Here is a 26,749-nt window from a genome sequence, read left to right as displayed (position 1 = left end):
ACAACCTCTTCTGCGTTTCTTGGTTATAATTTAATGGTAAGATTCGCTTTCTTTGTATTACGAATTATGAAAACACTAGCAGCAGGCATTTTCCTTTTTTTATTTCATTAGGACTTGGTGCGCAGGAACGGGCTAATGCGCCGTATCCGGTAAGGCCACGGTTCAACCTGGACGTGGAGTTTTCTATACCGAGCGGTGAGTTTGGTCGGCAGTTTGGCTACGGCTTCGGCGGATCGGGCGGTCTGGATATACCGGTGACGAGGTCGTTCTACATTACGGGATCGACGGGAGTGATGTCTTTTTATCAGGGCGGAAAAAGTACGTCGGTTGATACGAGATCATATGTGCCTGCTAAGGCGGGAGCTAAGTTTTACTTTAACCGGTCTGTGTTTGCGCAGATGGAGCTTGGCCCCGGATTTGGAATACAGCAGGGCGCCGGCACTGTTTTCATTATGACTCCCGGTGTTGGGGCGTCCTGGCATCTTACAGAAAAAGCTGCAATAAATACTGGCTTCAGGTTTGAATCCTGGAGTCGTGAAAGTGGCAACATTAGTTTGTGGTCTTTTAAAGTGGGATATCAGTTTTAGCGAACCTTTGAAGAAAAGCAATGTTTGCTGTTTTTAATAAAGAAATCACCGTTTTTTTTAGCTCTTTGGTGGCTTACGTGGCCATTGGCGTGTTCTTGCTGGTCACTAGCTTGTTTCTATGGGTTTTCCCTGAGAGTAGTATTCTGGACTATGGATACGCTGGTCTTGATAGCTTCTTCTCTATTACTCCTTATGTGTTTATGTTCCTTATCCCTGCCGTAACCATGCGGACCCTTGCGGAGGAGAAGAAGGAGGGTACCTTCGAACTGCTGGCTACCAGTCCGCTTACCGACTGGCAAATAGTCCTGGGTAAGTATCTGGCAAGCCTTTGTATCGTTGCAGCTTCCCTGCTGCCTACCCTGGTCTGGTACATCGCTGTGTATCAGCTGGGCGCTACAGTCGGAAACATCGACACCGGAGCGGTTATTGGCTCGTATATCGGAGTTTTTTTACTGGGAGGAGCTTTCGTGTCGATCGGGATCTTTTCATCTTCGCTGAGTAAAAACCAGATCATCTCGTTTGTTCTGGCGGTCTTTCTGTGTTTTTTCGCTTTTTCAGGCTTCGACTCGCTGAGCAAGCTCCTTTCGTTGCAAAGTGTCGAGTCGTATGTGACGGCACTTGGCATTAATCAGCACTATCTTTCAATCAGCAGAGGCGTGCTTGACTCTCGCGATCTTATTTATTTCCTGAGTTTTATCGCTCTTTTTCTGGTTATTACTAAAACTGTGTTGGGAGGACGAAAATGGTAACGCAGCGGAAGAAGGACTTGGTGTACCTCCTGGTGTTCGTAGCCGCACTGGCCGTTGTAAACGCCATATCCAGCTACTTTTTTTCGCGAATAGACTTTACAAAAGAGAAGCGGTTCACCTTGTCGGATATAACAAGAAGCGAGTTGAGCTCTCTGGACCACGATATCCAAATCACTATTTACCTGGAGGGCGAGTTCCCCGCCGGGTTCAAGCGGCTGCAATCAGAGGTCCGAGACCTGCTGGACGACTATAAAGCTTATTCACGCGGTCACCTCCGTTTTGCCTTTGTGAACCCCTCGGCCGGCTCGGAGGCTGCTAATAATGCCCTTTATCAGGAGCTGGTGGGGAAAGGACTGAGTCCGACTAACCTAAGTGTGAAAACGGAGGATGGTCTCACACAGAAAATTGTTTTCCCATCGGCGCTCGTGATTTATGAAGGCAGGGAAATGCCTGTGAATTTTTTTCAAAACCGGATGGGGGCATCTCCTGAAGAGGTTTTGAACAACTCGATACAGAATCTGGAATACGCCTTTACCAGCGCAATAAAGAAAGTTAGAAGCGGCGGCCGCCAGCGAATTGGCTTTAGCGAGGGACACAATGAGCTTACTGATCTTCAGTTATCAGACGCAATGAATAGTTTGCAGGGCGCTTTTGAAGCAGGGAGAGTGAACCTGAGCACAATCTCATTTGAGGGTTTGGATAAGCTAAAGCTGCTCATTATACCGAAGCCAGATAAGCCCTTCAGCGAGGCCGAAAAATATAAGATCGATTACTTCCTGATGAGGGGAGGCAGGATCTTCTGGGCCCTTGACAACGTCAATGCCGAACTGGACAGCCTTCGGGGCATGGGGTCTCAGCTTGCCTTTGCTAAGCGACTCAATCTTGATGATATGCTATTCAGATATGGGGTGCGGGTAAACTATGACCTTGTAGCAGACATGAACTGTGCGCAAATTCCTTTGTCGGTTGGGAGTGCAGGGGGGCAGCCCCAGATCCAGATGGTTCCATGGCTGTTTTATCCCATCTTTATGCCTAATTCGGCTCATCCTCTTGTCAGGAACCTGGACGGAATCAGGAGCGAATTTGCCAGTTCTATTGATACAATACCGTCCAGAGGTGTAAAGAAACAGATTTTATTGTCGTCCTCGCCTTTTTCCCGGTTACTTAAAATTCCATCGATGTTGTCGCTCCAGATGGTTGAGCAGGAGCCAGACCCAAGAGCGTTCAGGGGTGTTCCTGTTCCGGTGGCGGTACTTCTTGAGGGCTCCTTTCCGTCTGATTTCGCAAATCGGCCGGTACCTGAGGGGCTGGTGCCTCCTGCGGCTTTGCCCCAAAAGAGCAAGCCTGCGAAAATGGTGGTAATGGCCGACGGAGATGTTCTCAAAAATCAGATTAGCACCCAGGATGGATCGCCATTCCCTCTTGGCTTCGACAGGTATAGCGGACAGCAGTTTGGGAATAAGAACTTTCTCCTTAACGTTGTCGATTACCTCACGGACGATTCAGGGATCATCGGGCTGAGGAATAAGGAGGTGAAGCTGAGGCTGCTCGACAGGGCGCGGATAAGGACAGAGAAGACGAGCTGGCAGCTGATCAATGTTATTGTGCCTTTGGTGTTCCTTGCGGTTGCGGGTGCCATTCAGCATTTGTACAGGCGAAGGAAGTATGGATTTAAGAAATGATATGACCGTGCTGATTGGCGGAGGTCTTAAAACCGTTACTTATTCCTTGAAACTTGTGATTTCTTTTCTATTTTTGATGTCTGAAGCCTTTTCTCCCCGAAGTCTTCTTTTTTAGAAGGGGTTAGCATAAAATTGAATTTTATTTATTGAAGTATGAGATTTATTGTTTCGACGTCAACTCTATTAAAACAGTTGCAGGCAGTAAACGGAGCATCGAGCAGTAGTACGGTTTTGCCAATTCTGGAAAATTTCCTTTTTGAAATTAAGGAAGGGATCCTGACCATTTCCGCTACGGATCTCCAGACTAGCATGACTACCTCTCTGCCTGTTGAATCGAAAGAGGAGGGCAAGATTGCCATTCCTTCTAAGATACTGCTGGAAACGTTGAAAACATTACCCGATCAGCCAATCGCTTTTAATGTTGACGAAAGTACGTTTGCCGTGGAGATCAACGCGGGCGACGGGAAGTATAAGCTGAGCGGGGAGAATGGGGACGATTTTCCAAAGATTCCTACGGTAGAGAATGCTTCTGCTGTTAATCTTCCAGCTTCTGTGCTTTCAGAAGCAATAAACAAAACGTTGTTTGCAGTAAGTAACGATGAGTTGAGACCCGCTATGACGGGTGTATACTGCGAGCTTACGCCCTCTCATCTCACTTTTGTATCCACAGACGCGCACAAGCTGGTCCGCTATCGTCGTAAAGATGCCAAGGCGGAGCAAACTACTTCATTTATCCTGCCTAAGAAGGCGCTGACCCTTCTGAAGTCTTCGTTGCCTTCTGATGATGTGAACGTCTCTGTTGAATACAATACAACGAGCGCATTTTTTCGCTTTGCTAATATCAATCTTATCTGCCGCCTGATTGATGAACGGTATCCGGATTACGAGGCTGTTATTCCGCGTAATAACACCAACCTGATGACAATCGACAGGGCATTGTTCCTGGCCTCACTTCGTCGCGTTGTTATCTTTGCTAATAAAACGACGCATCAGGTACGGCTGAAGATTACGGGAAGTGAATTAAATATTTCCTCTGAGGATATCGATTTTGCTAACGAAGCACATGAACGCCTTAGTTGTCAGTATGAAGGAGAGGATATGGAAATTGGCTTCAATGCACGCTTCCTGATTGAAATGCTTAATAATATGAGCGGCGAGGAAGTGACTTTGGAGATGAGCACTCCTAACAGGGCCGGCCTTCTTATTCCTCAGACTAATGACGATAAGGAAGATATTCTCATGCTGGTAATGCCTGTAATGCTGAACACTTATGCATAGATAAGCCTACACTGTGTTAATCTTATATTAACTTTTAAGGGGTAAGGGCCGAATTAATATCAGGAGCTTAAAATATTGTAATATAATTGCTTAAAAAGCAAAAAGAAGGAGGATCAGAAGGTCTTCCTTCTTTTTTTATATGGTTCGGATTAAGTTTGTTCAGATTGGTGTAGTAGTTGTAAGAAGAAGAGCGGTCATTCAGGTATTTGTAATACGAAATTTTGCAAATATCAGTAATGGCGGAATATTATTTCACTAAATACATTGTACTATGAAAAAGAACAAAACTTTTCTAAGAAAAATTGCACTTGTTGGTGCAGTAGTAGGCTTTTCAGTTTTTTTATCGTCCTGCTCTGACGATGATGAGACCCAGGATGGCACCTCCCTAAATGTCAAGGTTGTAAACGTTGCAGAGAACTCCGGAAACCAGGACTTCTATATTGGAGATTCGAAAATTACGAGCGTTAGCGCCAATAGTGAAAGCTCGAATTACATTGCTACCCCTGCCTCAGGTAACAACAGGAAGGTGGAATTTCGCACTGTAGGCTCTTCCGATGTGTACGCATCAAAAGAGTTTGATCTGAAGGATAATAAGAACTACACCTTTATTCTTTCAGGGACGGGCAGTTCCGCTTCTATCCTTGGCATGGAGGACGATCTTTCTGCTCCTGCATCAGGGAAGGCAAAGGTTCGTTTCGTGCACCTGAGCACTGCTTCTGCAGCAAGCAGTAATGTTGATTTTAGTTTGGCCAACGGGACAAAACTGGCGTCTAACATCGAGTATGGCAAAGCGTCTAACTTTGTTGAAGTAGACGCTGGATTGACAGCTTTAACCGTAACGCCTGTTAATAATCCGGATAGCCGCATCAGTCTTAATATTGCGGCCCTGGCTGCGAACAGGATTTACACCGTGATTGTCAAAGGCTCCACCGAAGTCAGCACGATGCTGGTAACAAACAAATAGTATAGTCTTTTAAGCTCTAGTTCAAGGCCCGCCAGGCAGACCTGGCCGGGCTTTTGTATTTTTATTTTTACCGTTGTAGCGCCGGGGCGGCATACTACGTATTGATATTTTAAGTTTAAGTAAGATAAAAATAGACCAATATGAAATTGAACAATTACCTGCCTGAGAAATTTCGATTTATTTCAAGCGGCTTGATCCTCCTGGGAGTGACTATGCTCTTTAGTGCCTGTCTGAAAAGCAATGACAACGATAATTATAAGCCGGTTCTTTCGGACGTCATGATCGTTAATGCGGATCCGAACATTACCAGTGCCGAGTTTGCCTACGGAGGACAGAGGACAGAGTATAACATAGGCTATAGTACAAACTCCAAGTACTATAAGGATTTATTTGCAGGGGTGGAGATGGTGTTTTTTAAAGGCTCAAGTAACACTGTGGTGGCAAGGGGTGCGGTACCCGCTGGAGCTGACTCTGTTTTTTCTATCTATCTGGCGGGCAGCGGAGATTCTTCGTTTGTAGTGGCGGATAAACTTGTAAGCCCCTCTGGTACTAATGCTGCTATTCGTTTTGTTAATGCGAGCAAAAGTGCCGGGTCTGTAGATGTAAGTATCAGTACGGCAACAGCAAAGCTGACAGCACAGGGCTTTTCGGGAGCTTCCGGTGCGGCGTCGCCAACCTTTAAGGAATATCCGGCAGGGCAAACTGTAGTGAATGTCTATGCCGCTGGTACTGAAACCCCGCTTGTTACTACTCCTCTTACCTTTAATGCGGTAGCCGGAGTGTCGTATACTGTCTATTTGCGGGGAGTGAAAGATGGTCAGGGAGCAAAGCAGCTTGGGCTTGGCCTCGTAGATCACAAGAGTGCATTGTAAAAGCATCTCCTGCATCAAAGCATACAGAGGCTACCGGTAACGGCAGCCTCTTTTTTTATTGTCTTGCAGTCGTGTTTGCCTCAGGGGGAATCTGCTGAAGGAGACTTTTGTATCCTTTATGTTAAGAATGCGTTTTTTAGACCAGGCGCCTTTATTACTGCGACATTTTTAATACTTTTACAGCTCTCAATGCATGTCTGCGGCTAATGGAATTTCGGTGTTATAGCTCCTTTTTTAGTCTGACGCTTCATATGGTTGCCGGTTTTCTCACCTGTGCACTTTTGTCGTCCTGCGTGAAGGGGGATGATGATGACAGCCCCCAGCGATCTTTTATTACGTTTTTTAATGCAGCTGAAGGACAGCAGGGAGATGTTTTGTTTTACATAGAGGGCAGTGCGGTGCGGACGGGAGCTCTTCCTTCAGACAGTAACAGCACCTATAATCAGGTATATGCGGGAAGCCGGCTTTTCCAGGTGGCGCCGGCAGCTCAGAATCTTTCGGCTCTGCTTGCTGAGTCTCGTGAAGATCTTACTGCTAACAAATATTACAGCTGCTTTCTGACGGGCAGCTCCGCTCAACATGGCCTGGTGTTCTGCGAAGACTCATTCGCTGGCCGGGATTCGACGGGAAAGGCCAGAGTTCGTTTTATTAATATCAGTTCTAATGCCGATAAGCTTGATCTGAATCTGGAAAGAGGCAAGAAACTTTTCGCTGAGCAGGTGCAGAATCAAATGAGTGGCTGGGCATATGTGGACACAACACGACATCTCGTTGCCATTTATAAGTCGGGAGAGCCAAAGGTTAAGCTCGACAGTATAAACATCCATCCCCGGGACGGGGCCTTTTACACGTTATACCTCAGGAAGCAGGGTGATAAACATAAGTTGGTTTCGAGGCTGATCATCCGTTAGCGGGGAGGGCATATTACGTTTTAAACATATATAGCACATATAAAGTGGAATTCATTCAATCATTCATCGACTTCGTTCTGCATATAGACAAGCATCTGGTTGATATCGTAAACGATTACCAGACCTGGACTTATCTGATCCTGTTCATTGTGATTTTTGCAGAGACCGGGTTTGTAGTGACACCTTTTCTTCCCGGTGATTCACTCTTGTTTGCAGCTGGTGCGATCATAGCAAAGCCAGAGAGTAATCTGAGCGTCTTTCTGATGTGTGCCCTCTTAATCGTAGCTGCAGTATTGGGAGACATGGTTAACTACCATATAGGAGATTACGTTGGTCCGAAAGCCTTCAGCGGGCGATACAAGTTGCTTAAAAAAGAGTACCTGGAAAAGACTCAGGCTTTTTACCAAAAGCATGGGGGCAAGACAATCATCTACGCGCGGTTCGTGCCTATCGTGAGGACATTTGCTCCATTTGTAGCCGGAGTTGGAACAATGAGCTACAAACATTTCGCGTCATATAACGTGATTGGAGGAGTGTTATGGGTATCCAGCTTCTTATTCATCGGTTATTTTTTTGGCGGGCTCCCGGTCATCAAGGATAACTTTACCTATGTAATTTTTGCAATTATATTGCTCTCGCTTATTCCGCCGGTCATTGAAGTAATAAGGGGAAATAAAAAGGCTGGAGCATAGGTGGCCGGGCGCTGCCGGGATCTATAGGTCGGGCCGGCCGAGAATGTTCTTGTTGGAGTGAATCTGAAGGTCAGGATCTTCTTTATCTTTTTGTCTGCGTTGAGGGATCGAAGGAAAGGAAGAAAGAGCTGGCTGGCCGGCATCAACCCATGCGGAATACCAGAAGCACCCTGTCTCATACACAGCACTTCGCATCTGTTGCTCTACCATTCCACTTAAAGCATCATGAAAGGCTTTAGAGTAAGCTGCCGAATATTGCCTGATGACCTTCCCATTTCGCTCAGAATAATTGTATTTATGGTCAGAGGGGAAGGTGGCGGCAACCCGCTTTTCTATGGCGAATACAGAGTCTTTGTACTGAAGCGTATGTCTTAGAATTGACCACGCTTCTTTTATAGGACTTTCGATATATTTTGCGCGGCCTGTCATAAAATTATACTGCTTGGAGAAGAGTTCGGGTAGCCGACTTTCCCAAAAGGCGTGTATTCCTAGCTGACCTGACAACTGTCCGTTGTAATTAGAGGTAACATGGAGCGGAACGTGAGCATCTGAAATATAATGACTGAGGTGAGCGGACAGCTTGAGAATCATCAGGGAATCTCTGTTGTCAAATGCGCTGACAAGCTGGTAGTATGTTTTCTCAATCTGCCAGGGAACAGTCCCGTATTTTCTGAGCGTGTCTTCCGTATACTTCAAACATGCCTGGCTCCATTTTTCAGGTATACTGTCAAAAGGAGATTCTCCGTATCGCTCACTGTCAATGAAATGCCTGGCACCCTCCAGAGGATCAAGGTAACGCTTTTTGTCCGGGTCGACTGAGTGACGTGTGATATATCCCAGGTTGTTTTTGTAAAAGCGTATCATAGGGGGAGGTAAGGTGAAGACAGCCATTCGGCTGATCAGATGATGTCCGAAAAAGCCCCATGAAGAGCAGAACAGGCTTACAGTTAATAAGGTTACGGAAATATAGAGTCTTCTTGCCATTGCTTTATGGCCGCTTATTTTCATGGCAATGTAATTAAAAATAGCTAAAAAGGGTATACAGAGGGTCGATAGTGGGGCACTGCGATGTGGTGCTGAGGGCTTTAAAAAAAGAAAAAATAGTAAATTGCGTGCTAGGTGTTTGATTTTTAAATATATCCCCATATATTTGCAGTCCGAAAATTAAGAACGACAAAAAGCTTACAAATGGCAAATCATAAATCAGCGATTAAGAGAATCAGGGCTAATGCAGCTAAGCGCTTACGTAACCGCTATCAGGCAAAGACTACACGTAACGCAATTAAGAAATTACGTAGCACAACATCAAAGGAAGAGGCTGTAAGTCTTCTGCCTAAGGTAATCTCTATGCTTGATCGTCTTGCTAAGAAGAACGTTATTCACAAGAACAAGGCTTCTAACAACAAGTCGAAGCTTACCAGATTCGTGAACGGTCTGTCATAATTCAGATTAAAATACTATCATAGTTCATAGAAAGAGGGGTACATAGCTGTATCCCTTTTTTTGTTGGCGGCTGTCATGTGAGGGGTTGAGCTATAATGGTACGAGGGAGGATTAATGCGGATCGTATTGATACACGATCTGGTAGGGTGTGTTTCTAAGCTGAGACGAAATTTGCCCCAGGTGCAGATCTTCCTTTTGAAGGGTCGGTTCGCAAAAGGAATATGTGCGGCCTTTGTAGATGATTGGTTTTCCTACAGGTTTATCGAACTGTACAGCCATGGTGATGTGTGTAGGGTAAAGAACCGCAATCATCGGTAGGTTATATATTTCCTTTACGAGGTAGAAGAAGAGAGCGGCGCGGTCATCACAGTCGCTATACTGGGAAAATAGTGTTTCTTCAGCCGATAGTCTCTTTTCTTTGCCAAAATTTTCCTCGTCGTCTTCGTACAAAAATGCATAACGGGTGAATCGCATCAGATAGTCAACACCTTTTTTCTGACTCATATCCTTCACGTTTTTCTTTAAGATAGGGATCAGCGAGCTGTAAGTTTCCTTACTTAGCGGGATGTTGAAATAGGATTCAAAGTCCACGCCCGGGTAGTTTTTGAATATCGATTCGACTTCAGGATTTAGCTTAACCTGAAAATGATAAACCTTTTGCCGGTAGCTAAATTCGATATCTTTTCTTAAATAGCTTTCAGGCTTGAAGTCGGGCATTCTGGTCACTTTATATGAGAACGGCATCTTTGCTTCAGGTACATGTATGTTTATTGGCATTGGCGGCTCCTCGTTCAAGTCGGCGTTAGGATAGTCATGATAGTTGAGGCACATGAACTTTTTGTCATCGACCATAAAAAATGGAATGTCGGAGATATCTTCGTTGTTGTAAACATAGAAGATGATCTTGTCTGGAGTGAGGGCAAGTCTGGCGTCGTATCCTGACTTACTAAGCAAAAACCATTTATACAGCGTGTATCGTGTGTAGTTTTCAGATTTTGGGCTAAGCGTTCCTGCTGTTCTTCTGATCAGCTGATAGTAAAGCCAGTCGTTCAGCTGGTGCTTGTTCTTGTAGGCAAGCAGGGAGTCTACCAGAGGCCGGTAGTCTGAGGTGACGATTTGGCTATAGAAGTTCTTTACGGCGAGTTCAGATGAGTTCGCGGGGACGTTTATAAGAGTATGCGGATCAACCTCCAGGGAGATTGTACCTTCGTAAAAGTCGATTGAAAATAACCGTTTTGTATCCTGTCCGAACGAGTTTAAGGTCGCGAGGATTAATAGAACGGCTGAAAATGCCCTATAAATCCGTTTCATCTGCTTAATAATTTATTAACAATAAATATATCTTTTATTAATATAGAAAGATACGATTGGCGTCAGAATTGGTTTTCGTTTTACTCATTTTTATTTGTGATAAGCGTCATAAAATGAGCGAGTTTAGAACGTTTCCATATTGCTTTTTTTAGGTTAGACGCCGGAGATTTTATTGTGGAATCTTTTGAATATTTCTAGTTTTCGCCATGAAACCTTATAAACCTAAAATTACCATTAAGTCGTGGGCTGAGGAGGATCGGCCAAGAGAGAAGCTCCTTTCTCAGGGGAGACGCAATTTGACCGACGCTGAGTTGATTGCAATCCTGATCGGCTCGGGAAGCAGAGAAGAGACAGCAGTAGAACTGAGCCGGCGGATTTTGCATTCTCTGGAAAACGATCTTGAGAAATTAGGACGCTTGTCCGTTAACGAGCTGTCTAAATTTAAAGGGATAGGCGAGGCGAAAGCGATCAGCATTATTGCAGCCCTTGAGCTTGGCCGGCGCAGAAGAGAGTCGGATGCACAGAAGCAAGTGAAGATAACGGGAAGCAGGGACGTCTATAATCTGCTCAGTCGTTATTATGCTGACTTGAATCATGAGGAATTCTGGGTGGTTCTGCTGAGCCGTTCGAATAATGTTATCTCAAGGCAGCTTATCAGCAAGGGAGGGCAGTCGGGCACCATCGCTGACCCAAAGATCATTTTTCAGACTGCACTTGAGAATCACGCAGCGGGACTGATCCTGTCACACAATCACCCTTCGGGGAATTTAAAGCCGAGCCAGGCCGACCTAGCCCTGACAAGGAAGCTTACTGAAGCGGGAGGCTTTTTGGATATGCCTGTCCTTGATCATATCATTTTCTCGAACAGCTCTTTCTTTAGCTTCGCCGACGAAGGTTTGATGTGATACTATGGCTTTCGGTTCGGCAGGCAATTCATTCCTCAGTTTAAAGCAGTAAGGGCGTATGGGATAAAAGCCGGGAACGGCATGGCAGCGCTCTCGTTTCCGCTTTAATTTTTATCTTTGCCGCTCATACAGTTTAAGTTCAATGAAAATATCATATAACTGGCTGACTCAGTTCATCCAGAGTAATAAAACGCCTGAGGAGATCTCGAAAATCCTGACAAGTACGGGATTGGAAGTGGAGAGCCTTGAAAAGGTGCAGACAATACCAGGGGGCTTGAAGGACTGGTTGTCGGGCATGTAAAAGAATGCGGATTGCATCCGAATGCTGACCGGCTGCGGGTAACGAAGGTGAACGTTGGAGGTGCCGAGGATCTGCAGATAGTTTGTGGTGCACCGAATGTAGCTGCCGGACAGAAAGTGATCGTAGCCACAGTAGGAGCGACGGTATACCCAATGTCGGGTGAGCCCTTTAAAATTAACAAATCGAAAATACGCGGAGAGGTGTCAGAGGGAATGATCTGTGCAGAAGATGAGATCAGTCTTGGTGAGTCACACGCCGGCATCATGGTTCTTAAAGAGGACGCGGTGCCGGGAACCCCTGCTAAAGACTATTTTAATATTAAGGACGATCATCTGTTTGAGATTGGTCTGACGCCAAACCGTGCCGACGCAGCCTCACATTTAGGTGTGGCGCGTGACCTCGCCGCGTCTTTAAGGACGAGCATAGCGATGCCCGATGTTTCTTCGTTTGCAGTAGCGAATACTTCGCGCTCTGTTCCTGTTGAAGTGGCAAATGACGCAGCATGTCTGCGATATTCTTCACTTACCATTACAGGCGTTGAGGTGAGGGAGTCACCGGAGTGGCTCAGGGAAAAGCTTCAGGTGATCGGGGTACGGCCGATCAATAATGTGGTTGACGTTACCAATTACGTTCTGCATGAGCTGGGGCAGCCGCTGCATGCCTTTGATGCAGATGCGATTAGAGGTGAGAAGGTTATTGTAGGAAATCTTGCTGAAGGAACGCCTTTTGTGACCCTCGACGGTGTGGAGCGTAAGCTGTCTTCGGAAGACCTGGTGATAGCGGATGCGGAAGGCGCGATGTGCATTGCCGGAGTGTTCGGTGGGGCAACTTCAGGAGTGAAAAATGAAACAAGGAATGTCTTTCTGGAAAGTGCGTGTTTTCACCCTGTGTCTGTAAGAAAGACGTCGAAGCGTCACGGGTTAAAAACTGATGCTTCTTTCAGGTTTGAACGGGGAACAGATCCGGAAATCACTGTATACGCGCTCAAAAGGGCTGCTCTTCTTATTCAGGAAGTGGCCGGCGGGGAAGTTTCTTCTGCCATTAGTGACCTATATCCTTCCGTTGTTCCTCCCTTTAGTGTGTCATTGTCTTACGCAAACGTAAACAGGCTCATCGGTGAGCGAATTCCGGTAGAAACAATCAAAGACATCATACTTGCCCTGGGAATACAAATTGTTTCTGAAAGCGAGAACGGTCTCGATCTGGAAGTTCCCAGCTATAAAGTAGACGTGAGCAGAGAGGTCGACGTTATTGAAGAGATCCTGAGGATATATGGCTATGACAACATAGCCATTCCAAAGCAGATCAGAGCCTCTCTCAACAACGGGGTGAAGCCTGACAGGGAAGCGGTACAGAATCAGGTGGCCGATATGCTGACTGCAAATGGCTTCTTTGAGATCCTTTCCAATTCTCTTACTAAGCTTGCATATGCGCAGGACGAGGCTGCTGCTGTGAAGATATTGAATCCGCTTAGCAGCGATCTGAACACGATGAGGCAAACCCTGTTGTATTCTGGTCTGGAAGCTATCGCTTACAATCAGAACCGGAAAAATCCAGACCTTAAGCTTTATGAGTTCGGCCGCGTATATACGAGGACGGAGACGGGATATAACGAGAATCAGCGTCTTGGTATTTTCCTCTCCGGCGCAAATCATAACGCTCAATGGAATCAGGACGCGAAGCCGGTTTCGTTTTATAACCTGAAGGCTACTGTGGATGCTATTGTCAAGCGACTGAACATAAGCGGGCTGGCGGAGTCGGCTTTCGACTCGGATCATTTTGCACAGGGGCAGCAGTATAAAAAGGGGGACAGGGCATTGGTGCACTTCGGTTCCGTTTCGAAAGCGGTGCTGATGGATCTTGACATTGAGCGAGAGGTCTATTATGCCGATTTCGACTGGGATCTGCTTTTAAAGTCAATCAGGAAGAATAAAATTGTTTACAAGGAAGTCTCCAAATTTCCGCCAGTACGCCGGGATCTCTCCATGTTGCTGTCAACGGATGTTACATTCTCTCAACTAAAGCAAGTAGCGCTACGCGCGGAGAAGAATTTGATCAGGGAGATAAACGTATTTGACGTATACGAGGGAGAAAAGTTGCCCGAAGGGAAAAAATCGTATGCTGTTAGCTTTGTTCTGCAGGATGAGGAGAAGACCCTGACTGATAAGCAGATTGATGGTGTGATGAACAAATTAATTATTAACTTCGGTAAGGAACTTGGAGCTGAAATAAGAAAGTAATAGATTGCGGGCCTTGCTTAATGTAAGTAGGGCTGTAGCTATCTGCAACCTGCATAGAAATGGCGCTAACTGGACAATTAGATAGTGTTCTCGAAAAGACAAAGAGGCTGGTGGAGCTTTGCGAGGCTTTACAGGAGGAGAACGACTTGCTTAAGCTTGAGAATCAGTCGCTGCAGGTAGCAGTGGATACTGGCAAGTCGAAGGTTGCTGAGCTTGAAGAGAAGTTAAGGGTGCTAAAGATGGCCCGCTCGCTGGAAGTTATTTCAGGATCAAAATCAGACGCTAACGAAAAAACGCTTGACATAAAGCAAAAAATTAGCGAATTTGTGCGGGAAATAGATAAGTGTATTGTATTGCTTAAAAAGTAATATAGACGTGAAACAAAGCTCAGATGGGAGAAATCTCAATTAAGATAAATATTGCTGACCGTGTTTATCCATTAAAGGTAGACATGGAGGAAGAGGAAATAGTACGAAGGGCAGCTAAATTGATAAATGACCGCATTAAGGAATTTCAGGAAAATTATGCGGTAAGAGATAAACAGGACTTGTTGTCAATGTGCGTGTTGCATTACGCGACAGCTACTTTAAGAGCAGAGAAGAAAATGACAGAAGATGGCACGGAAGTAGCAGACAAGGTTTATCAGTTAGATCAGCTGCTTTCAGAATTCTTCACGAAGTAGTATATTCGTTCTTTAATATAAAAGAGCATAAGAACTTAACCGCAGTTAATTCTTGAGTTTCACTATTGTATTAAACTTAACGCTTCTATATCAAAAGAGTTAAATAAAATGTAAATCACCTGGCACGTCCACTTGATTATGATTAAAACTCTAAACTTGTTTGCAGAAGTTTTACAGTACATGGGACTTAAATTAATTGCGGTTTTTTTTAACTGAAAGGGATATATGGAAATAATACTGTACGTTTTAATAGGATTGGTAGTCGGAGTGGTGATTGGGCGGTTCATGCTCAGGAAATTGCTTAAGAACCAGGAGCTGGCTGCCCAGAATAAGGTAAAAAAGATTCTGAAGGATGCAGAGAATAACGCGGAGATCTTAAAGAAGAACAAGTTACTGGAAGCTAAAGAGAAGTTTCTTCAGTTGAAGGCGGAGCACGAACAGGAAGTGAACGCCAGAAATAATACGCTCAACCAGCGTGAGAATACGATCAAGCAGAAAGAGCAGTCTCTGAATCAGAGGATGGAGAACGTGAACCGCAAGGACCAGGAACTCGATAATATGAAGAAGAATCTGGAGAAACAGCTTGAAGTGGCCCGTCATAAGCAAGAGGAGGTAGAGACCTTAAAGCTGGAGCATATCAGCAAGCTTGAAACTATCGCAGGGCTTTCAGCAGAAGAGGCGAAGAACCAGCTGGTGGATTCTCTCCGCGAGGAGGCGAGGACGAAGGCAATGAGCCAGATTAAGGACATCGTTGATGAGGCTAAACTCACTGCAAGCAAGGAAGCCAAAAAGGTAGTGATCCAGACCATTCAGCGTACTGCTACTGAGGCTGCTATTGAGAACACCGTATCGATCTTTAATATTGAGAACGACGAAATCAAAGGACGAGTTATCGGACGAGAAGGCCGTAACATCCGCGCCCTTGAAGCCGCCACAGGTGTCGAGATCATTGTTGACGATACGCCGGAGGCAATCATTCTTTCCGGATTTGATCCTGTAAGAAGGGAAATAGCAAGACTTGCCCTTCATCGTTTGGTTACTGACGGACGTATCCACCCGGCTCGTATTGAAGAGGTGGTTGCGAAGACAAAAAAGCAGATCGAAGACGAGATCGTTGAAATTGGAGAGAGGACAGTTATTGACCTGGGTATCCACGGATTGCATCCTGAGCTTATCAGAATGGTAGGCAGAATGCGCTACCGGTCATCTTATGGACAGAACCTGCTGCAGCACTCCCGTGAAGTTGCCAACTTCTGCGCTACCATGGCATCTGAGTTAGGTCTCAATGTTAAGCTGGCCAAGAGAGCAGGCTTACTTCACGATATTGGCAAGGTGCCTGATGATAACCCGGAACTGCCACACGCTATTCTGGGCATGCAGCTGGCAGAAAAATATAAAGAGCATCCGGAAGTGTGCAACGCCATTGGTGCTCACCACGACGAGATTGAGATGACATCGATGATTTCGCCCATTGTTCAGGCTTGCGACGCGATCTCAGGAGCAAGGCCAGGTGCACGGCGTGAAGTGGTTGAAAGCTATATCAAGCGCTTAAAAGAGCTTGAAGAACTTGCTTTATCGTATCCTGGTGTCGAGAAGACCTTTGCTATCCAGGCAGGCCGTGAACTGCGTGTAGTAGTGGAAAGCGAACGCGTGAGCGATGCACAGGCCGAAATTCTTGCTACTGACATCTCCAACAGGATCCAGACCGAAATGACCTACCCGGGTCAGATAAAAGTGACGGTTATCCGTGAAACCAGATCGGTTTCATACGCAAAATAAATAGTTCAGGTCCTCCGGTAAGGAGGACCTTTTATTTTACTCCCCGAGAAGTTCATGAGTAAGAAGACAAAAGACGGCTCAGAGCCCGTTGAGGCCATCTTTAAGGAGTTTTCGCGTTATCACGCTCATCCAGCCAACAAGCTCATACATTATTTCACAATTCCTCTTATTACAATGGCGGTATTGGGCATGATCTGGGCCATCCCTTTCCCTCACCTTGCTTTCCTTAAGTCATACAATGGCTTTGTAAACTGGGCTTCCTTTGTAATTGCCTTTACAATATACTACTATATCAGGCAGTCTCCATTGATTTCCTATGTTATCTTGCTAATGGTGTTTGCCTTCTCTGCGGTGATAGTGGGACTGGAGAAACTTCATAATCAGGCGGGGTGGCCATCAATGTGGCAGGTTTGCATGGCCGTTTTTGTTGTATGCTTCCTGCTACAACGGTACGGGCACAGCAAAGAAAGCAGCGTTCCATCATTGCGGGCCAGCCTTTCTACTTTTCTTAACGGCCCGCTATGGCTCTTTTATTCAGTTTTTCGCTCTAAAAGGTCCGGTCATCACAATTAATTCTTTCTGCCACTCGTACTGGCAATGTATTTGATATCCATAATGGTAAATCTACTTATTATGGAAAAGCAACGATATTTAGTGCCGGCTGTACTTTCGGCCATTATACCAGGTCTTGGGCAGATAGTGAAGGGGCAATTTATAAAAGGCCTCCTGATCATCATAGTTGGAGTAACCGTCGCCTTTACTCTTGTGTGGACGTTCATTGTCCCCATCTTAATATGGGCCTGGAACGTATATGATGCTTACACATCAACGAGCGAGCGGAATTTTGTGGACGATAAAAGTAAAAGGGTGAACATATAGGCACCCTCTTCTTCTTAATAATTTATTAACGTTCGATTTACCTATCCTTAATTAATACCTAACTTCCTGCTAACATTGTGATAATACTTTTGCTACAAACAATTAAAGCAGAAGTGAAAAATTATTACAATTTCAAAGTTACAGGATTACTTATCTTATTCATCCTGAATGTACTTTCAGTTGCAGCGCAGACTGGACGTATTTCAGGTAAGGTAACCGACAAAAAGACGGGAGAACCGCTGATCGGTTTGACTGTAAAGGTTGAAGGTACGGCCAAAGGAGTCTCAACTGATGTTGAAGGAAGATATAACATAGGAGGCCTGGCAGCCGGAAGATATACACTCGCTTTTTCTTATGTAGGATATCAGGCGAAGAAAGTGTCAGACATTGCTGTAAAGGCAGGAACAGTATCCAACATGGATATTGTGATGGAGGAATCCGGAGGCCAGCAACTTCAGCAGGTCGTGATCAATGTTTCGGCCAGACAGGCTAGCGTCGGCGCGCTTTATGCTCAGCAGAAAAATAGCATCAGCATCTCGAGCGGTATTTCTGCAGATCAGATTCGTCGCTCTCCCGACCGCAACACGTCTGACGTGCTTAAACGGGTGAGTGGCGCCAGTATTCAGGGGAACAAGTTCATCGTGGTAAGAGGGCTGGCCGATCGTTATAACTCAGCCATGCTTAATAACTCCAGTCTTCCAAATACTGAACCTGACAAGAAGGCCTTTTCCTTTGACATACTTCCCTCTAATCTTGTAGATAAGATCGTGGTGAACAAAACCGCTTCTCCGGATCTTCCTGGTGACTTTTCAGGGGGTGTCGTGCAGATTTCAACGAAGGATTTTCCGGAGTCTCCCTTCATGACGCTTAACATAGGTACAGCTTATAATACACAATCAACATTCAAGGATTTTATAGGCCCTCAGAATAAGAACAAGGGGATGTTTGGCACTTATGATAAGGGCCGTAATCTTCCCTCGTCCTTCCCATCCAAGACTGCTTACACGAACTTACCTGTGGAGCAGCAGTTAGTGGAGGCCCGGAAGTTTTCTAATAACTGGGGACCTCAGATGTATACCTCTATTCCAAGCCCTATCTTACAGGCTACGTATGGAACCAGCAAAGTCCTGAAGAACAACAATAAGTTCGGGACAGTATTTTCGCTATCGTATCGCTATGATGAGCGGCTGCAAAAAGGAGAAACGAACGGATATGTGGGGCAAAGTCTGAACTTTCAGTATAATGACAATCTCTACAATTACAACACCAGCATCGGTGGACTGGCTAACTTTGCTTACTCCTGGGGTTCAAACAAGCTGGCATTCAAAAACATTTACAACCGTGTGATCGAGCAGCAATTCACCAGCAGAAGTGGAATCGAAATTGACAATTACGTCAGAAATAACTTTAATTATCTCCTCGAAAGATCTTTGATATCCAGCCAGCTTGTTGGTGAGCATGCTTTTGGGTCGAAGGTGAAGTTCGACTGGAATCTGAATTATGCCAATACAAAGAGATCAGAGCCTGGCTTTAAACGACTGACAAGTCAAAGTGAAACAGAATCAGAAGCTGGTCCATACAAACTCAATGTTGGTCTGGTTGGTTCTCCGACAACACTTGGTGACTTCTACTCCGACCTGAAAGAGGATTTATACGGAGCATCAGCAAATTTCAGCTTGCCTGTCAACTGGTTCAATCAGAAAAATAGTAAAGTAAAATTCGGCTATTTCGGTCAGTACAGAGACAGGAGCTTTGGAGCACGCGTACTGGGTTATATCAGCGGAGCTTATAATAATGTGAGCTTTGATACATCTCTTCAGGATTACCCCCAGGACCAGTTGTTTAACCCTGAGAACATCCGGGTGGGCGGGTTCTTCCTGCGCGATATTACCAACGGAACAGATAACTATGATGCAGATGCTTTCTTGAATGCTGGTTACGCCATGTTCGACGGGTATCTGTCTGAAAAAGTAAGAGTGGGGGTAGGAGTAAGAATGGAATCGTACGCGCAGAAATTGAACTCAACATCCAATAATAATAATCCTCTGAAGATTGACACAGTGTTCAATACATTGCTGCCTTCTTTAAATATTATTTACAATACGACAGAGAAGGCTAGCGTACGTTTATCTGCTTCAAGAACCGTTGGAAGACCCGAGTTCAGAGAAATTGCACCTTTCTCTTTCTACGATCACAGGAGAAACGCAAATGTTGTAGGTGCGCCATATTTGCGCCCATCTACTACCAACAACTTCGATTTAGGCTACGCGATCTATCCTAAAGCAGGAGAAGTAGTTTCGATATCAGGTTTTTACAAGTACTTTGAAGACCCTATCGAAATGTCGCTCGACTTTAGTTCAGGGAGAAGTTTCTCTTACTGGAATGCGCCAACCGCAAATCTGTTTGGAGCAGAGTTCGAGATCCGTAAAGGCTTAGACCTGATCGATGAAAAACTAAAGAACTTCACTTTTAGTGCAAACGCCTCTTATATCTATTCATCTGTAGAAGTTTCAAAGGCGCGCATCAATAAGAACGGAAGGCGGCCACTGCAGGGACAATCTCCTTATCTAATAAACGCCGGCTTTCAATATGCTTCTCCTGCTAAAAATCCTTTCGGGATAAGTCTTCTTTATAACACCTATGGAAGGCGGATTGTGGCAGTAGGCAACATTCTTGACAAGGATCTTTATGAGAAGCCCCGTCATGTGGTGGATCTTCAGATATCGAAGAGTCTTGGAGCTGGTAAGGGCGAATTGAAGTTGAATTATGGTGACGTCCTGAATAACAAGTTCGTGGAATACCAGGATATAAACGATAACGGCAAATTCGATAAGGGAGATAACCTGAACCGGGCTTACAGGCTGGGTTCTAATATCACGATCGGTTACAGTCACACTTTTTAACAGGAGCGAACAGCTATAAAGAAGGTATTGATAATATATCCTTAACAGCTTCTTAATCTACTGCTTTTAGTTTTACAACAGAATAATATTCAACGATATGATACAAAAGAGACAAAGTTTATTGGCGGTTCTGATGCTAGGTCTGGCAATATTTTCAGGATGTAGCAAAAATAACGACGATGATGTTATTGATGATCGGAAAGACAATGTCGCAGAATTAAGTGACGCATTTTTCGAAAAGGTAAATTACATTGGTGCGTTCGGAACTACGGACTGGACCACTGGTTGGACTAACTTTAATCCTAATGCAGCAGACTACCCTGCTACCACAGCCACTCTTGAGGGAGCGATAACTGCTGACAGAACCTTAACTAAAGGTGTTTATCTGTTAAAAGGGTTTGTTTATGTAAAGAATAATGCCACCTTAACTATTCCTGCCGGAACAATTATCAGAGGAGATAAGAATTCAAAGGGCGCTCTTATTGTAACCAGAGGTGCTAAGTTAGTTGCAAACGGTACAGCAACCGAGCCTATTGTTTTTACATCTAATATGGCAGCAGGTCAGAGAAATCCAGGTGACTGGGGTGGTATTATCCTGTTAGGTAAAGCAAAAAATAATCTCCCTGGCGGAGAAGGTGTTATCGAAGGAGGAGTTGATGACGCGTCAGGAGCAGGAAAACACGGCGGTAGCGATGATAGCGACAACTCCGGAAGTTTAAAGTACGTGCGCGTTGAGTACCCTGGAGTAGAGTTCACTCCGAACAACGAGATCAACGGACTGACTTTTGGATCTGTAGGGTCTGGTACAACGATTGATCATATTCAGGTGTCTTTCTGCGGTGACGACTCATACGAATGGTTCGGCGGTACAGTAAATGCTAAGTATCTGGTATCAATTGGTACGGTTGACGATGTATTTGACTTTGATAACGGCTATTCAGGAAAGCTCCAGTTTTTAGTAGGTCTTCGTACTCCTGAAAACTTCGACGCTGCCGGCCAGTCAAATGGTATAGAGGCAGACAACTCTGAATCTCAGTTTACAACCAGTCCCAGAACACGCCCTGTAATTTCAAACATGACCATTGTCGGTCCTGGAAACAATGCAAATGTGAGACATGAGTATGCTAACCTGTGGAGAAGAGGTGCTAAGTTCGTTCTTGCTAACTCAATCTTCATAAACGCGAGATACGGACTTGATATCCGCGATAAAGAAACTGGTGATGCATTAAAGGATGGCAGCTCAATTATGAAGAACAATATCTATCAGTCTTTTGATAAAGAGCTCGTGGCAGATGGTAAGAATGCCAACAACAATGCCCCTTCATTTGATACTGTCCAGGAATTGCAGACTTACTTCGATTCTAAGAATAACAGAAGGATCACACAGGCTGATGCAGCAAATCTGTTGAATAGTCCATTCAGCCTCACTGCTCCAAACTTTACTCTGAAAGCAAATTCAGCAGCAGCTACCGGAGCATCGTTTTAAATCTAAATAGGTTAGTACACATAAAGCAAGAAAGCCCCAGCATCAGCTGGGGCTTTCTTGCTTTATGTGTACTTGTCATGCTTAAAATAGAGCGGATTGTCGCGTTTACGTCTGCTCTCCCGTACAGGTACAAAAACCACTAGTCATGCAAACACTTAAATCTGTACTCCTTCTGGCCGTTATTCCGGGCCTGGTCCTCATTAACGGATGCTCAAAGAGTAAGGGCGAAGCAATAGTCGATGATGCTAACTTAACAGAGTGCGAGGCTGGCTGGCAATGCCGCTATCTTTACTACAACAATGCACGTTATTCGAACGGAACCATTACAAGCGGTAACGATCGTCTTTTTGTCGCAGCAAGTAAAGCCTCGGGTCTGGCTACAATAGGAAAGGGATTGTTGATTAAGGCTCCTTCGTCAGGATCCTCTTTTACCCTCACATCCGAGGATATAGCCGGCGGAGAAAAAGTAACCTCCTATTTCTCTTGCCCTACTTGCGACTATACGGCTACAAAGCCCTTGGGGGGATCTGTGAAAGGAATGCGAGTGGATGAAAAGCGATGGCTGCTGGAAGCCAGAGTCGTACTCGGACTAGAGTCAAACAACAAGCCGGTGGATACACTCCATATCAAGCAGTATTTTAATCTTTCTACCTCTGCTGAGTCTTTGTTTTAACCGGCGAAATTCCCCTGTTCACCGAATTTCTGTTCCCCTTTGCCTAAATGCTATTGTTGAGGCAGCATAACTCCCATATCTTTACAGCAAAGATTAAGATATGGAAACTGCAAACACACATCATCATAAAAAGCCTGGTTCCGGAAAGCAATGGGCCGGGCTTATTCTCCTGGTCCTTGGCGTTATTTTTTTAATCCGCTCGTTCGGTGATTTCATCCCCGGGTGGATCACCTCCTGGCCAATGATCCTCATCATTCTCGGCATCTTCTCAGGCGTAAGGAATAAATTCAGGAATCCCGGAGCGTTTATCCTGATCTTTATCGGAACGATCTTCCTGGCCGGCCGCGTTATCCCCGGAATTGAGATGCACGATTTCGTATTTCCCGTCATCATCATGGGATTGGGACTCTATCTCATCCTTGGCAGGAAGAAAAACGGTCGTTTTGGGCAACATGATCAGTTTAGCTGGGATAAGAGGGTGAAAGACCCTGTTGCAGGTAATACGGTAGAAGGGGAAGGTACTGCTCCTGATCCGGCTGCTGATGCCTTCTATCATGCAGCAGAGCAAGGACCCGACGGATTTAAAGAGGACTATCTGGACACGGTTTCCGTGTTCGGCGGAATTAAGAAAAATATATTTTCCAAGGATTTCAGGGGCGGCGATATCGTAACGATCATGGGAGGTGCGGAGATCAACCTGTCTCAGTCGGATATTCATGGTCCTGTTGTGATTGATATTACCCAGGTCTTTGGCGGGACCAAGCTCATTATCCCTCCCCAGTGGAAGGTCTCTTCCGATCTCGCCGCGCTGTTTGGTGGAATCGAAGATAAAAGGCCCCTTGTTCCGGCCAGTAACATGGCTGAAGGCAAGGTCTTAATCCTGAGAGGCACTTCCGTCTTCGGAGGTATTGATATCCGTAGCTTTTAAAATCTGACGACGTGGACGTTCCGTTATTTTCTTCTAAACGTGTGGTCATCACCCTGGCCATCGCCTGGCTGATCTGGATGGGAATGCATGCCGCCACCCTTTATGTAATAGGATTCAAGTGGCAAACAGCAGCGATGGATGCAGCGGTCAGCAATGTGCTTCTATTCCTGGCTTCTACGGTGGTGAGCAATACGCTTCGTTTCTACCAGCCAGGGAAAGGACGTTATGCAAACGTCGTTGCATGGTGTCTGCTGCTGTCGGGCTTATGGGTATTCGTCTCCCGCTGGGCCCTGCTCTATCTCTTTTCATCGAATCAGGTTTACGTCGACCTTCTTGATAAATCTCTTATTATCAGAGGATGCCTGGGCTTTCTCCTGATAAGCGGGACAGGGCTGGTCAGTATGCTGTGGTATACCTTGCACGATCAGAAAGAGAACGAAAGGCGAAAGGCTGACGCTGAAAAGCTGGCCAGGGAGGCAGAGCTGTTCAACCTGCGTCAGCAGTTGCAGCCTCACTTCCTGTTTAACAGCCTCAACTCAATCAGTGCGCTGGTAGGAAGGCGCCCAGAGGAAGCCCGGACCATGATTCACCAGCTGTCTGACTTCCTTCGTGGTACATTGAGAAAGTCTGAAAACGAGTTTGTGAGCCTCGACGACGAGCTTCAGCACCTTCAGTTATACCTTGATATTGAGAAGGTCCGTTTCGGCCACCGTCTTAATACCGAGGTGTCAAAGGAAGACGGTTGCGGTAATCTCGTGCTTCCCGCCATGATCCTGCAGCCTCTCGTCGAAAACGCGATTAAGTTCGGCCTCTACGACACAACCGGACAGGTCACAATCAGCATCACGGCCAGCTGCATGCCCAACTACCTGGTGCTGCGGATCCGGAACCCCTATGACATCAATACCGTCAGACCGAAAAGCGGGACCGGCTTCGGACTAACAGGTATTAAACGTCGCCTTTATCTGCTTTTTGCCCGCACTGATTTACTTGAAACAAGCGGAGAAAATGATATTTTTACAACCACGGTAAAAATACCTCAGTATGACAAGGGCGATATTAATAGATGATGAACCTTTAGCAAGGGAAGTAGTAAGGGAATATCTGGAAGATTATCCGCAGATTGAAGTTGTTGCTGAATGCGGCGACGGATTTGAAGGCGTAAAGGCTGTTGCGCAGCACCAGCCTGATCTTATTTTTCTGGATATTCAAATGCCGAAGATCACGGGATTTGAAATGCTCGAGCTGCTCGATTCAAGGCCTGCTGTTATTTTTACTTCCGCTTTCGATGAATATGCCATAAAAGCCTTCGAGACTCATGCCATTGATTATCTTTTAAAGCCCTTCAATAAAACACGATTCAAGCAGGCGGTCGATAAATGGATCGAACAGCGAAATCTGAATGATGCCAGGCAGCAGGTGCAGGCTTTGCTTGAAAATTCAGCCCCGTCTCCGGTATTCAATGAGCGGATCGTAGTGAAAGACAGAAGCGCAATTAAGATCATACCGGCAGCTGACGTTCATTACCTGGAAGCCTACGACGACTACGTCAAGATCCATACTGCTGAGGGGACTTATTTGAAGAATAAGACCATGGCGTTCTTCGAAAATACGCTCGACGACAAGCAGTTCGTGCGCATCCACAGGTCCTATATCGTTCAGGTACCTCAGATAACAGGTTTGGTACCCTATGAAAAAGACTCCTACAAGCTTCTTCTGAAACGAGGGGATAGCCTTCCGGTCAGTAAAACCGGCTACGCAAAGTTAAAACAGCTACTACAGATGTAGATCAACCAGCAGAGAGGTGGTGAGTCGGATATTCGCAAGAGATGCCGGCCGAACCGGAATAAAACAGAAAAAGCTGCACTTGTGCAGCTTTTTCTGTTTTATTCTATTAAGCCTGGTAACTTCAGCAGGCCAGCGGTAACCGCTGATGCGCTCAGGTGCAGCTTTTTTTAAATCTTAGAATCTTACCCCCAGTGCAAGTCCTGCACGTAAGCCGGTCCATGGTCCTTTGAGATCCATTCTTGCCCCATTGCCGTCCACGTGTACCTCTGAATCAACAATTGGAATGTCTAAATCCTCCAGTTCCTGCCTTACCGCCTGCTGTTCGTATTGGTCCAGTTGCTTTGTTCCTTTCAAATGGCCTTTCGACGAACCATATTGAGGGCCAAGTATCCACCAGTCAAGGTAGAGCAGCTTACTCAGCTTCCACTGTGCTCCAATCAGCAAGCCTCCCGTGATGGTTTTCAGGTCGCCGCTTAGTGGAATCTCTTCTGTGCGTGAGATACTGATCCCGTGAGAAGGGTCAGTGTATTCCACTGTATAATCAAACTCGGGAAGATCTGCCTTATAGGTTGCAAACTTGGCGAATGGCGCAAGATAAAAGCCTCTGAAAACGCTCTTGCCAAAATAGAAGCGCACCTCGGGGGTGATTGCTGTATTACTTGTTTTCAGCGCCTTTAGTTTGTCCCATGTTTCTTCATCATCTATCACTGTCTCAAGGGTACCCTTAAGCGGCAGTCCTGTTTTAGGCATGAAGCGGAAACCCAGCCCAGCTGAGATCTTTTTGCCAATAGCCCGCTCGTATTGAAACGAGTAGTTGTTTAATGCGATCGCCGGAACATTTATCTTCAGAAGGTTCTTGCGTTCTGTCAGGTCACCATCGTCTTGTCTTCTTGAAGATTGGGCCGAGGCTGTAAGTGTAAGTGCCAGCAAAGCCGGAATCAGTAATGAAGTAAAGTAAGATCTCATATATTCTTTTTACAGTTTAAGAGATGGACGTCAATAGAACAAAAGGCTCCTGTTGCCTCCTTTTAAAAACGACCCATCTCGCATTCCATTGTTATACGAGAGGTAATAAATTGGGTTGCAGGTTTATAATATTATTGTTGGCAGAGATGCGCAGTCAGAAAACGATGAACTGTTCAATCTGCTGGTTGGTAAACCTCAGGGTGTCTTCCTTGAAAAAGTCGCCTTTCTCGTTCAGCTCCTTATGGATCTGGGGGATGTGCAGTTTAAGCGGCAGCACATTCATGTTCAGGTAATGACATATGCCTGTAAAATGGTCAACGCCCCTGATGTTGCCATATTTTCCCGTCGACACTCCAACCAGCGCTGCTTTTTTACCATAGAAGCTCTCCGGGTACCGGCAGGCATCAATCAGCACCTTCAGGATGCCGGGAAAGCTGCCATTATATTCTGGAATGATAAAAAGGAACTTCGCCGTTCGGGTAATCTTCTGCTGAATCTCCTCAAAACTCTTAAGCTTTTCTTTCTCATACATCGCAGGGTGAATGATGCCCTCGGGTAAGTTAGTCAGCGACAGAATCTCTGCCTCATATCCCTTCTCCCGCAGCTGTTTCTCGTAATAAGCAGCTGTTTTCAGGGTGTAGCTGTCTGGTCGGTTCGTGCTAGCAACAATAGTGGTCATCTGTGGATAATATGTGTAAAACGAGAAATGGGGCTACCCTTTAAATTGTTT

The 26,749-nt window shown here is 45.5% G+C and carries 25 protein-coding genes and 1 pseudogene; 22 read left to right on the top strand and 4 right to left on the bottom strand.

From position 1 onward, the window contains the following. The first annotated feature begins 173 nt into the window (after nt 1–173). From ACES2C_RS02470 to ACES2C_RS02435, 8 genes are all read left to right on the top strand, one after another. Nucleotides 174–587, top strand: coding sequence for a hypothetical protein (locus ACES2C_RS02470; RefSeq protein ID WP_374165441.1), 414 nt, complete (start codon nt 174–176; stop codon nt 585–587). A 20-nt stretch (nt 588–607) separates the two neighbouring features. Beyond that, nucleotides 608–1,336, top strand: a complete 729-nt coding sequence (gene gldF / locus ACES2C_RS02465; RefSeq protein ID WP_374165440.1) for a gliding motility-associated ABC transporter permease subunit GldF — start codon at nt 608–610, stop codon at nt 1,334–1,336. Next, nucleotides 1,330–3,018: a gliding motility-associated ABC transporter substrate-binding protein GldG gene (gene gldG / locus ACES2C_RS02460; RefSeq protein WP_374165439.1), complete on the top strand. Its 1,689-nt coding sequence runs from the start codon at nt 1,330–1,332 to the stop codon at nt 3,016–3,018. Before gldF ends, gldG begins: the two co-directional genes overlap by 7 nt. A 153-nt stretch (nt 3,019–3,171) precedes the next feature. Beyond that, the gene (gene dnaN, locus ACES2C_RS02455; protein ID WP_374165438.1) at nt 3,172–4,296 is read left to right on the top strand and encodes a DNA polymerase III subunit beta; all 1,125 of its coding nucleotides are present in this window, start codon (nt 3,172–3,174) and stop codon (nt 4,294–4,296) included. A gap of 271 nt (nt 4,297–4,567) precedes the next feature. Then, nucleotides 4,568–5,260, top strand: a complete 693-nt coding sequence (locus ACES2C_RS02450) for a DUF4397 domain-containing protein (RefSeq protein ID WP_374165437.1) — start codon at nt 4,568–4,570, stop codon at nt 5,258–5,260. A gap of 140 nt (nt 5,261–5,400) precedes the next feature. Continuing rightward, complete coding sequence (locus ACES2C_RS02445) at nt 5,401–6,132, top strand: DUF4397 domain-containing protein (protein ID WP_374165436.1); 732 nt, start codon at nt 5,401–5,403, stop codon at nt 6,130–6,132. Between the two features lie 206 nt (nt 6,133–6,338). Further along, nucleotides 6,339–7,043, top strand: coding sequence for a DUF4397 domain-containing protein (locus ACES2C_RS02440; protein ID WP_374165435.1), 705 nt, complete (start codon nt 6,339–6,341; stop codon nt 7,041–7,043). Between the two features lie 44 nt (nt 7,044–7,087). Continuing rightward, nucleotides 7,088–7,735: a DedA family protein gene (locus tag ACES2C_RS02435; RefSeq protein ID WP_374165434.1), complete on the top strand. Its 648-nt coding sequence runs from the start codon at nt 7,088–7,090 to the stop codon at nt 7,733–7,735. A 21-nt stretch (nt 7,736–7,756) separates the two neighbouring features. On the opposite strand, the gene ACES2C_RS02430 is transcribed toward ACES2C_RS02435, so the two are convergent. Beyond that, a complete protein-coding gene (locus tag ACES2C_RS02430) occupies nt 7,757–8,719 on the bottom strand; it encodes a zinc dependent phospholipase C family protein (protein WP_374165433.1) in 963 nt (320 codons plus the stop codon). A gap of 204 nt (nt 8,720–8,923) precedes the next feature. Between ACES2C_RS02430 and rpsT the strand changes: the two genes are divergently transcribed. After that, nucleotides 8,924–9,178, top strand: coding sequence for a 30S ribosomal protein S20 (gene rpsT, locus ACES2C_RS02425; RefSeq protein ID WP_374165432.1), 255 nt, complete (start codon nt 8,924–8,926; stop codon nt 9,176–9,178). 111 nt (nt 9,179–9,289) lie between these two features. On the opposite strand, the gene ACES2C_RS02420 is transcribed toward rpsT, so the two are convergent. Beyond that, nucleotides 9,290–10,489, bottom strand: coding sequence for a hypothetical protein (locus tag ACES2C_RS02420; protein ID WP_374165431.1), 1,200 nt, complete (start codon nt 10,487–10,489; stop codon nt 9,290–9,292). Between the two features lie 206 nt (nt 10,490–10,695). Between ACES2C_RS02420 and radC the strand changes: the two genes are divergently transcribed. From radC to ACES2C_RS02355, 13 genes and pseudogenes are all read left to right on the top strand, one after another. Next, nucleotides 10,696–11,394 carry a DNA repair protein RadC gene (gene radC / locus ACES2C_RS02415; protein WP_374165430.1) on the top strand — a complete coding sequence of 233 codons (699 nt, stop codon included), beginning with the start codon at nt 10,696–10,698 and terminating at the stop codon, nt 11,392–11,394. Between the two features lie 142 nt (nt 11,395–11,536). After that, nucleotides 11,537–13,935 (top strand): annotated as a pseudogene (gene pheT / locus ACES2C_RS02410) (phenylalanine--tRNA ligase subunit beta). A gap of 59 nt (nt 13,936–13,994) precedes the next feature. Next, a complete protein-coding gene (locus ACES2C_RS02405) occupies nt 13,995–14,303 on the top strand; it encodes a hypothetical protein (protein ID WP_374165429.1) in 309 nt (102 codons plus the stop codon). Nucleotides 14,304–14,326: 23 nt separating this feature from the next. Further along, complete coding sequence (locus ACES2C_RS02400; protein ID WP_374165428.1) at nt 14,327–14,617, top strand: cell division protein ZapA; 291 nt, start codon at nt 14,327–14,329, stop codon at nt 14,615–14,617. Nucleotides 14,618–14,842: 225 nt separating this feature from the next. Next, nucleotides 14,843–16,396, top strand: coding sequence for a ribonuclease Y (rny, locus tag ACES2C_RS02395; protein ID WP_374165427.1), 1,554 nt, complete (start codon nt 14,843–14,845; stop codon nt 16,394–16,396). Nucleotides 16,397–16,450: 54 nt separating this feature from the next. Next, nucleotides 16,451–16,969: a DUF962 domain-containing protein gene (locus tag ACES2C_RS02390; RefSeq protein WP_374165426.1), complete on the top strand. Its 519-nt coding sequence runs from the start codon at nt 16,451–16,453 to the stop codon at nt 16,967–16,969. A 60-nt stretch (nt 16,970–17,029) separates the two neighbouring features. Continuing rightward, the gene (locus ACES2C_RS02385; protein WP_374165425.1) at nt 17,030–17,275 is read left to right on the top strand and encodes a hypothetical protein; all 246 of its coding nucleotides are present in this window, start codon (nt 17,030–17,032) and stop codon (nt 17,273–17,275) included. 113 nt (nt 17,276–17,388) lie between these two features. After that, a complete protein-coding gene (locus ACES2C_RS02380) occupies nt 17,389–20,178 on the top strand; it encodes a TonB-dependent receptor domain-containing protein (protein WP_374165424.1) in 2,790 nt (929 codons plus the stop codon). A 97-nt stretch (nt 20,179–20,275) separates the two neighbouring features. After that, a complete protein-coding gene (locus ACES2C_RS02375) occupies nt 20,276–21,664 on the top strand; it encodes a hypothetical protein (protein WP_374165423.1) in 1,389 nt (462 codons plus the stop codon). 145 nt (nt 21,665–21,809) lie between these two features. Further along, complete coding sequence (locus tag ACES2C_RS02370) at nt 21,810–22,337, top strand: hypothetical protein (RefSeq protein WP_374165422.1); 528 nt, start codon at nt 21,810–21,812, stop codon at nt 22,335–22,337. A gap of 100 nt (nt 22,338–22,437) precedes the next feature. Then, entirely contained in the window at nt 22,438–23,265 is an 828-nt protein-coding gene (locus ACES2C_RS02365) for a LiaI-LiaF-like domain-containing protein (RefSeq protein ID WP_374165421.1), read from the top strand. Nucleotides 23,266–23,276: 11 nt separating this feature from the next. Beyond that, the gene (locus ACES2C_RS02360) at nt 23,277–24,335 is read left to right on the top strand and encodes a sensor histidine kinase (protein ID WP_374165420.1); all 1,059 of its coding nucleotides are present in this window, start codon (nt 23,277–23,279) and stop codon (nt 24,333–24,335) included. Then, entirely contained in the window at nt 24,310–25,053 is a 744-nt protein-coding gene (locus ACES2C_RS02355) for a LytR/AlgR family response regulator transcription factor (protein ID WP_374165419.1), read from the top strand. Before ACES2C_RS02360 ends, ACES2C_RS02355 begins: the two co-directional genes overlap by 26 nt. A gap of 174 nt (nt 25,054–25,227) precedes the next feature. On the opposite strand, the gene ACES2C_RS02350 is transcribed toward ACES2C_RS02355, so the two are convergent. Further along, nucleotides 25,228–26,019, bottom strand: coding sequence for a DUF3575 domain-containing protein (locus tag ACES2C_RS02350; protein WP_374165418.1), 792 nt, complete (start codon nt 26,017–26,019; stop codon nt 25,228–25,230). 154 nt (nt 26,020–26,173) lie between these two features. Continuing rightward, nucleotides 26,174–26,698, bottom strand: a complete 525-nt coding sequence (locus tag ACES2C_RS02345) for an NADPH-dependent FMN reductase (protein ID WP_374165417.1) — start codon at nt 26,696–26,698, stop codon at nt 26,174–26,176. Nucleotides 26,699–26,749 lie beyond the last annotated feature (51 nt).

This window comes from Arcticibacter sp. MXS-1 (assembly GCF_041902385.1).
Lineage (GTDB): Bacteria > Bacteroidota > Bacteroidia > Sphingobacteriales > Sphingobacteriaceae > Arcticibacter.
Note: the sequence above shows the minus strand (reverse complement) of the source record. Positions and strands in the feature narration are given on the sequence as shown.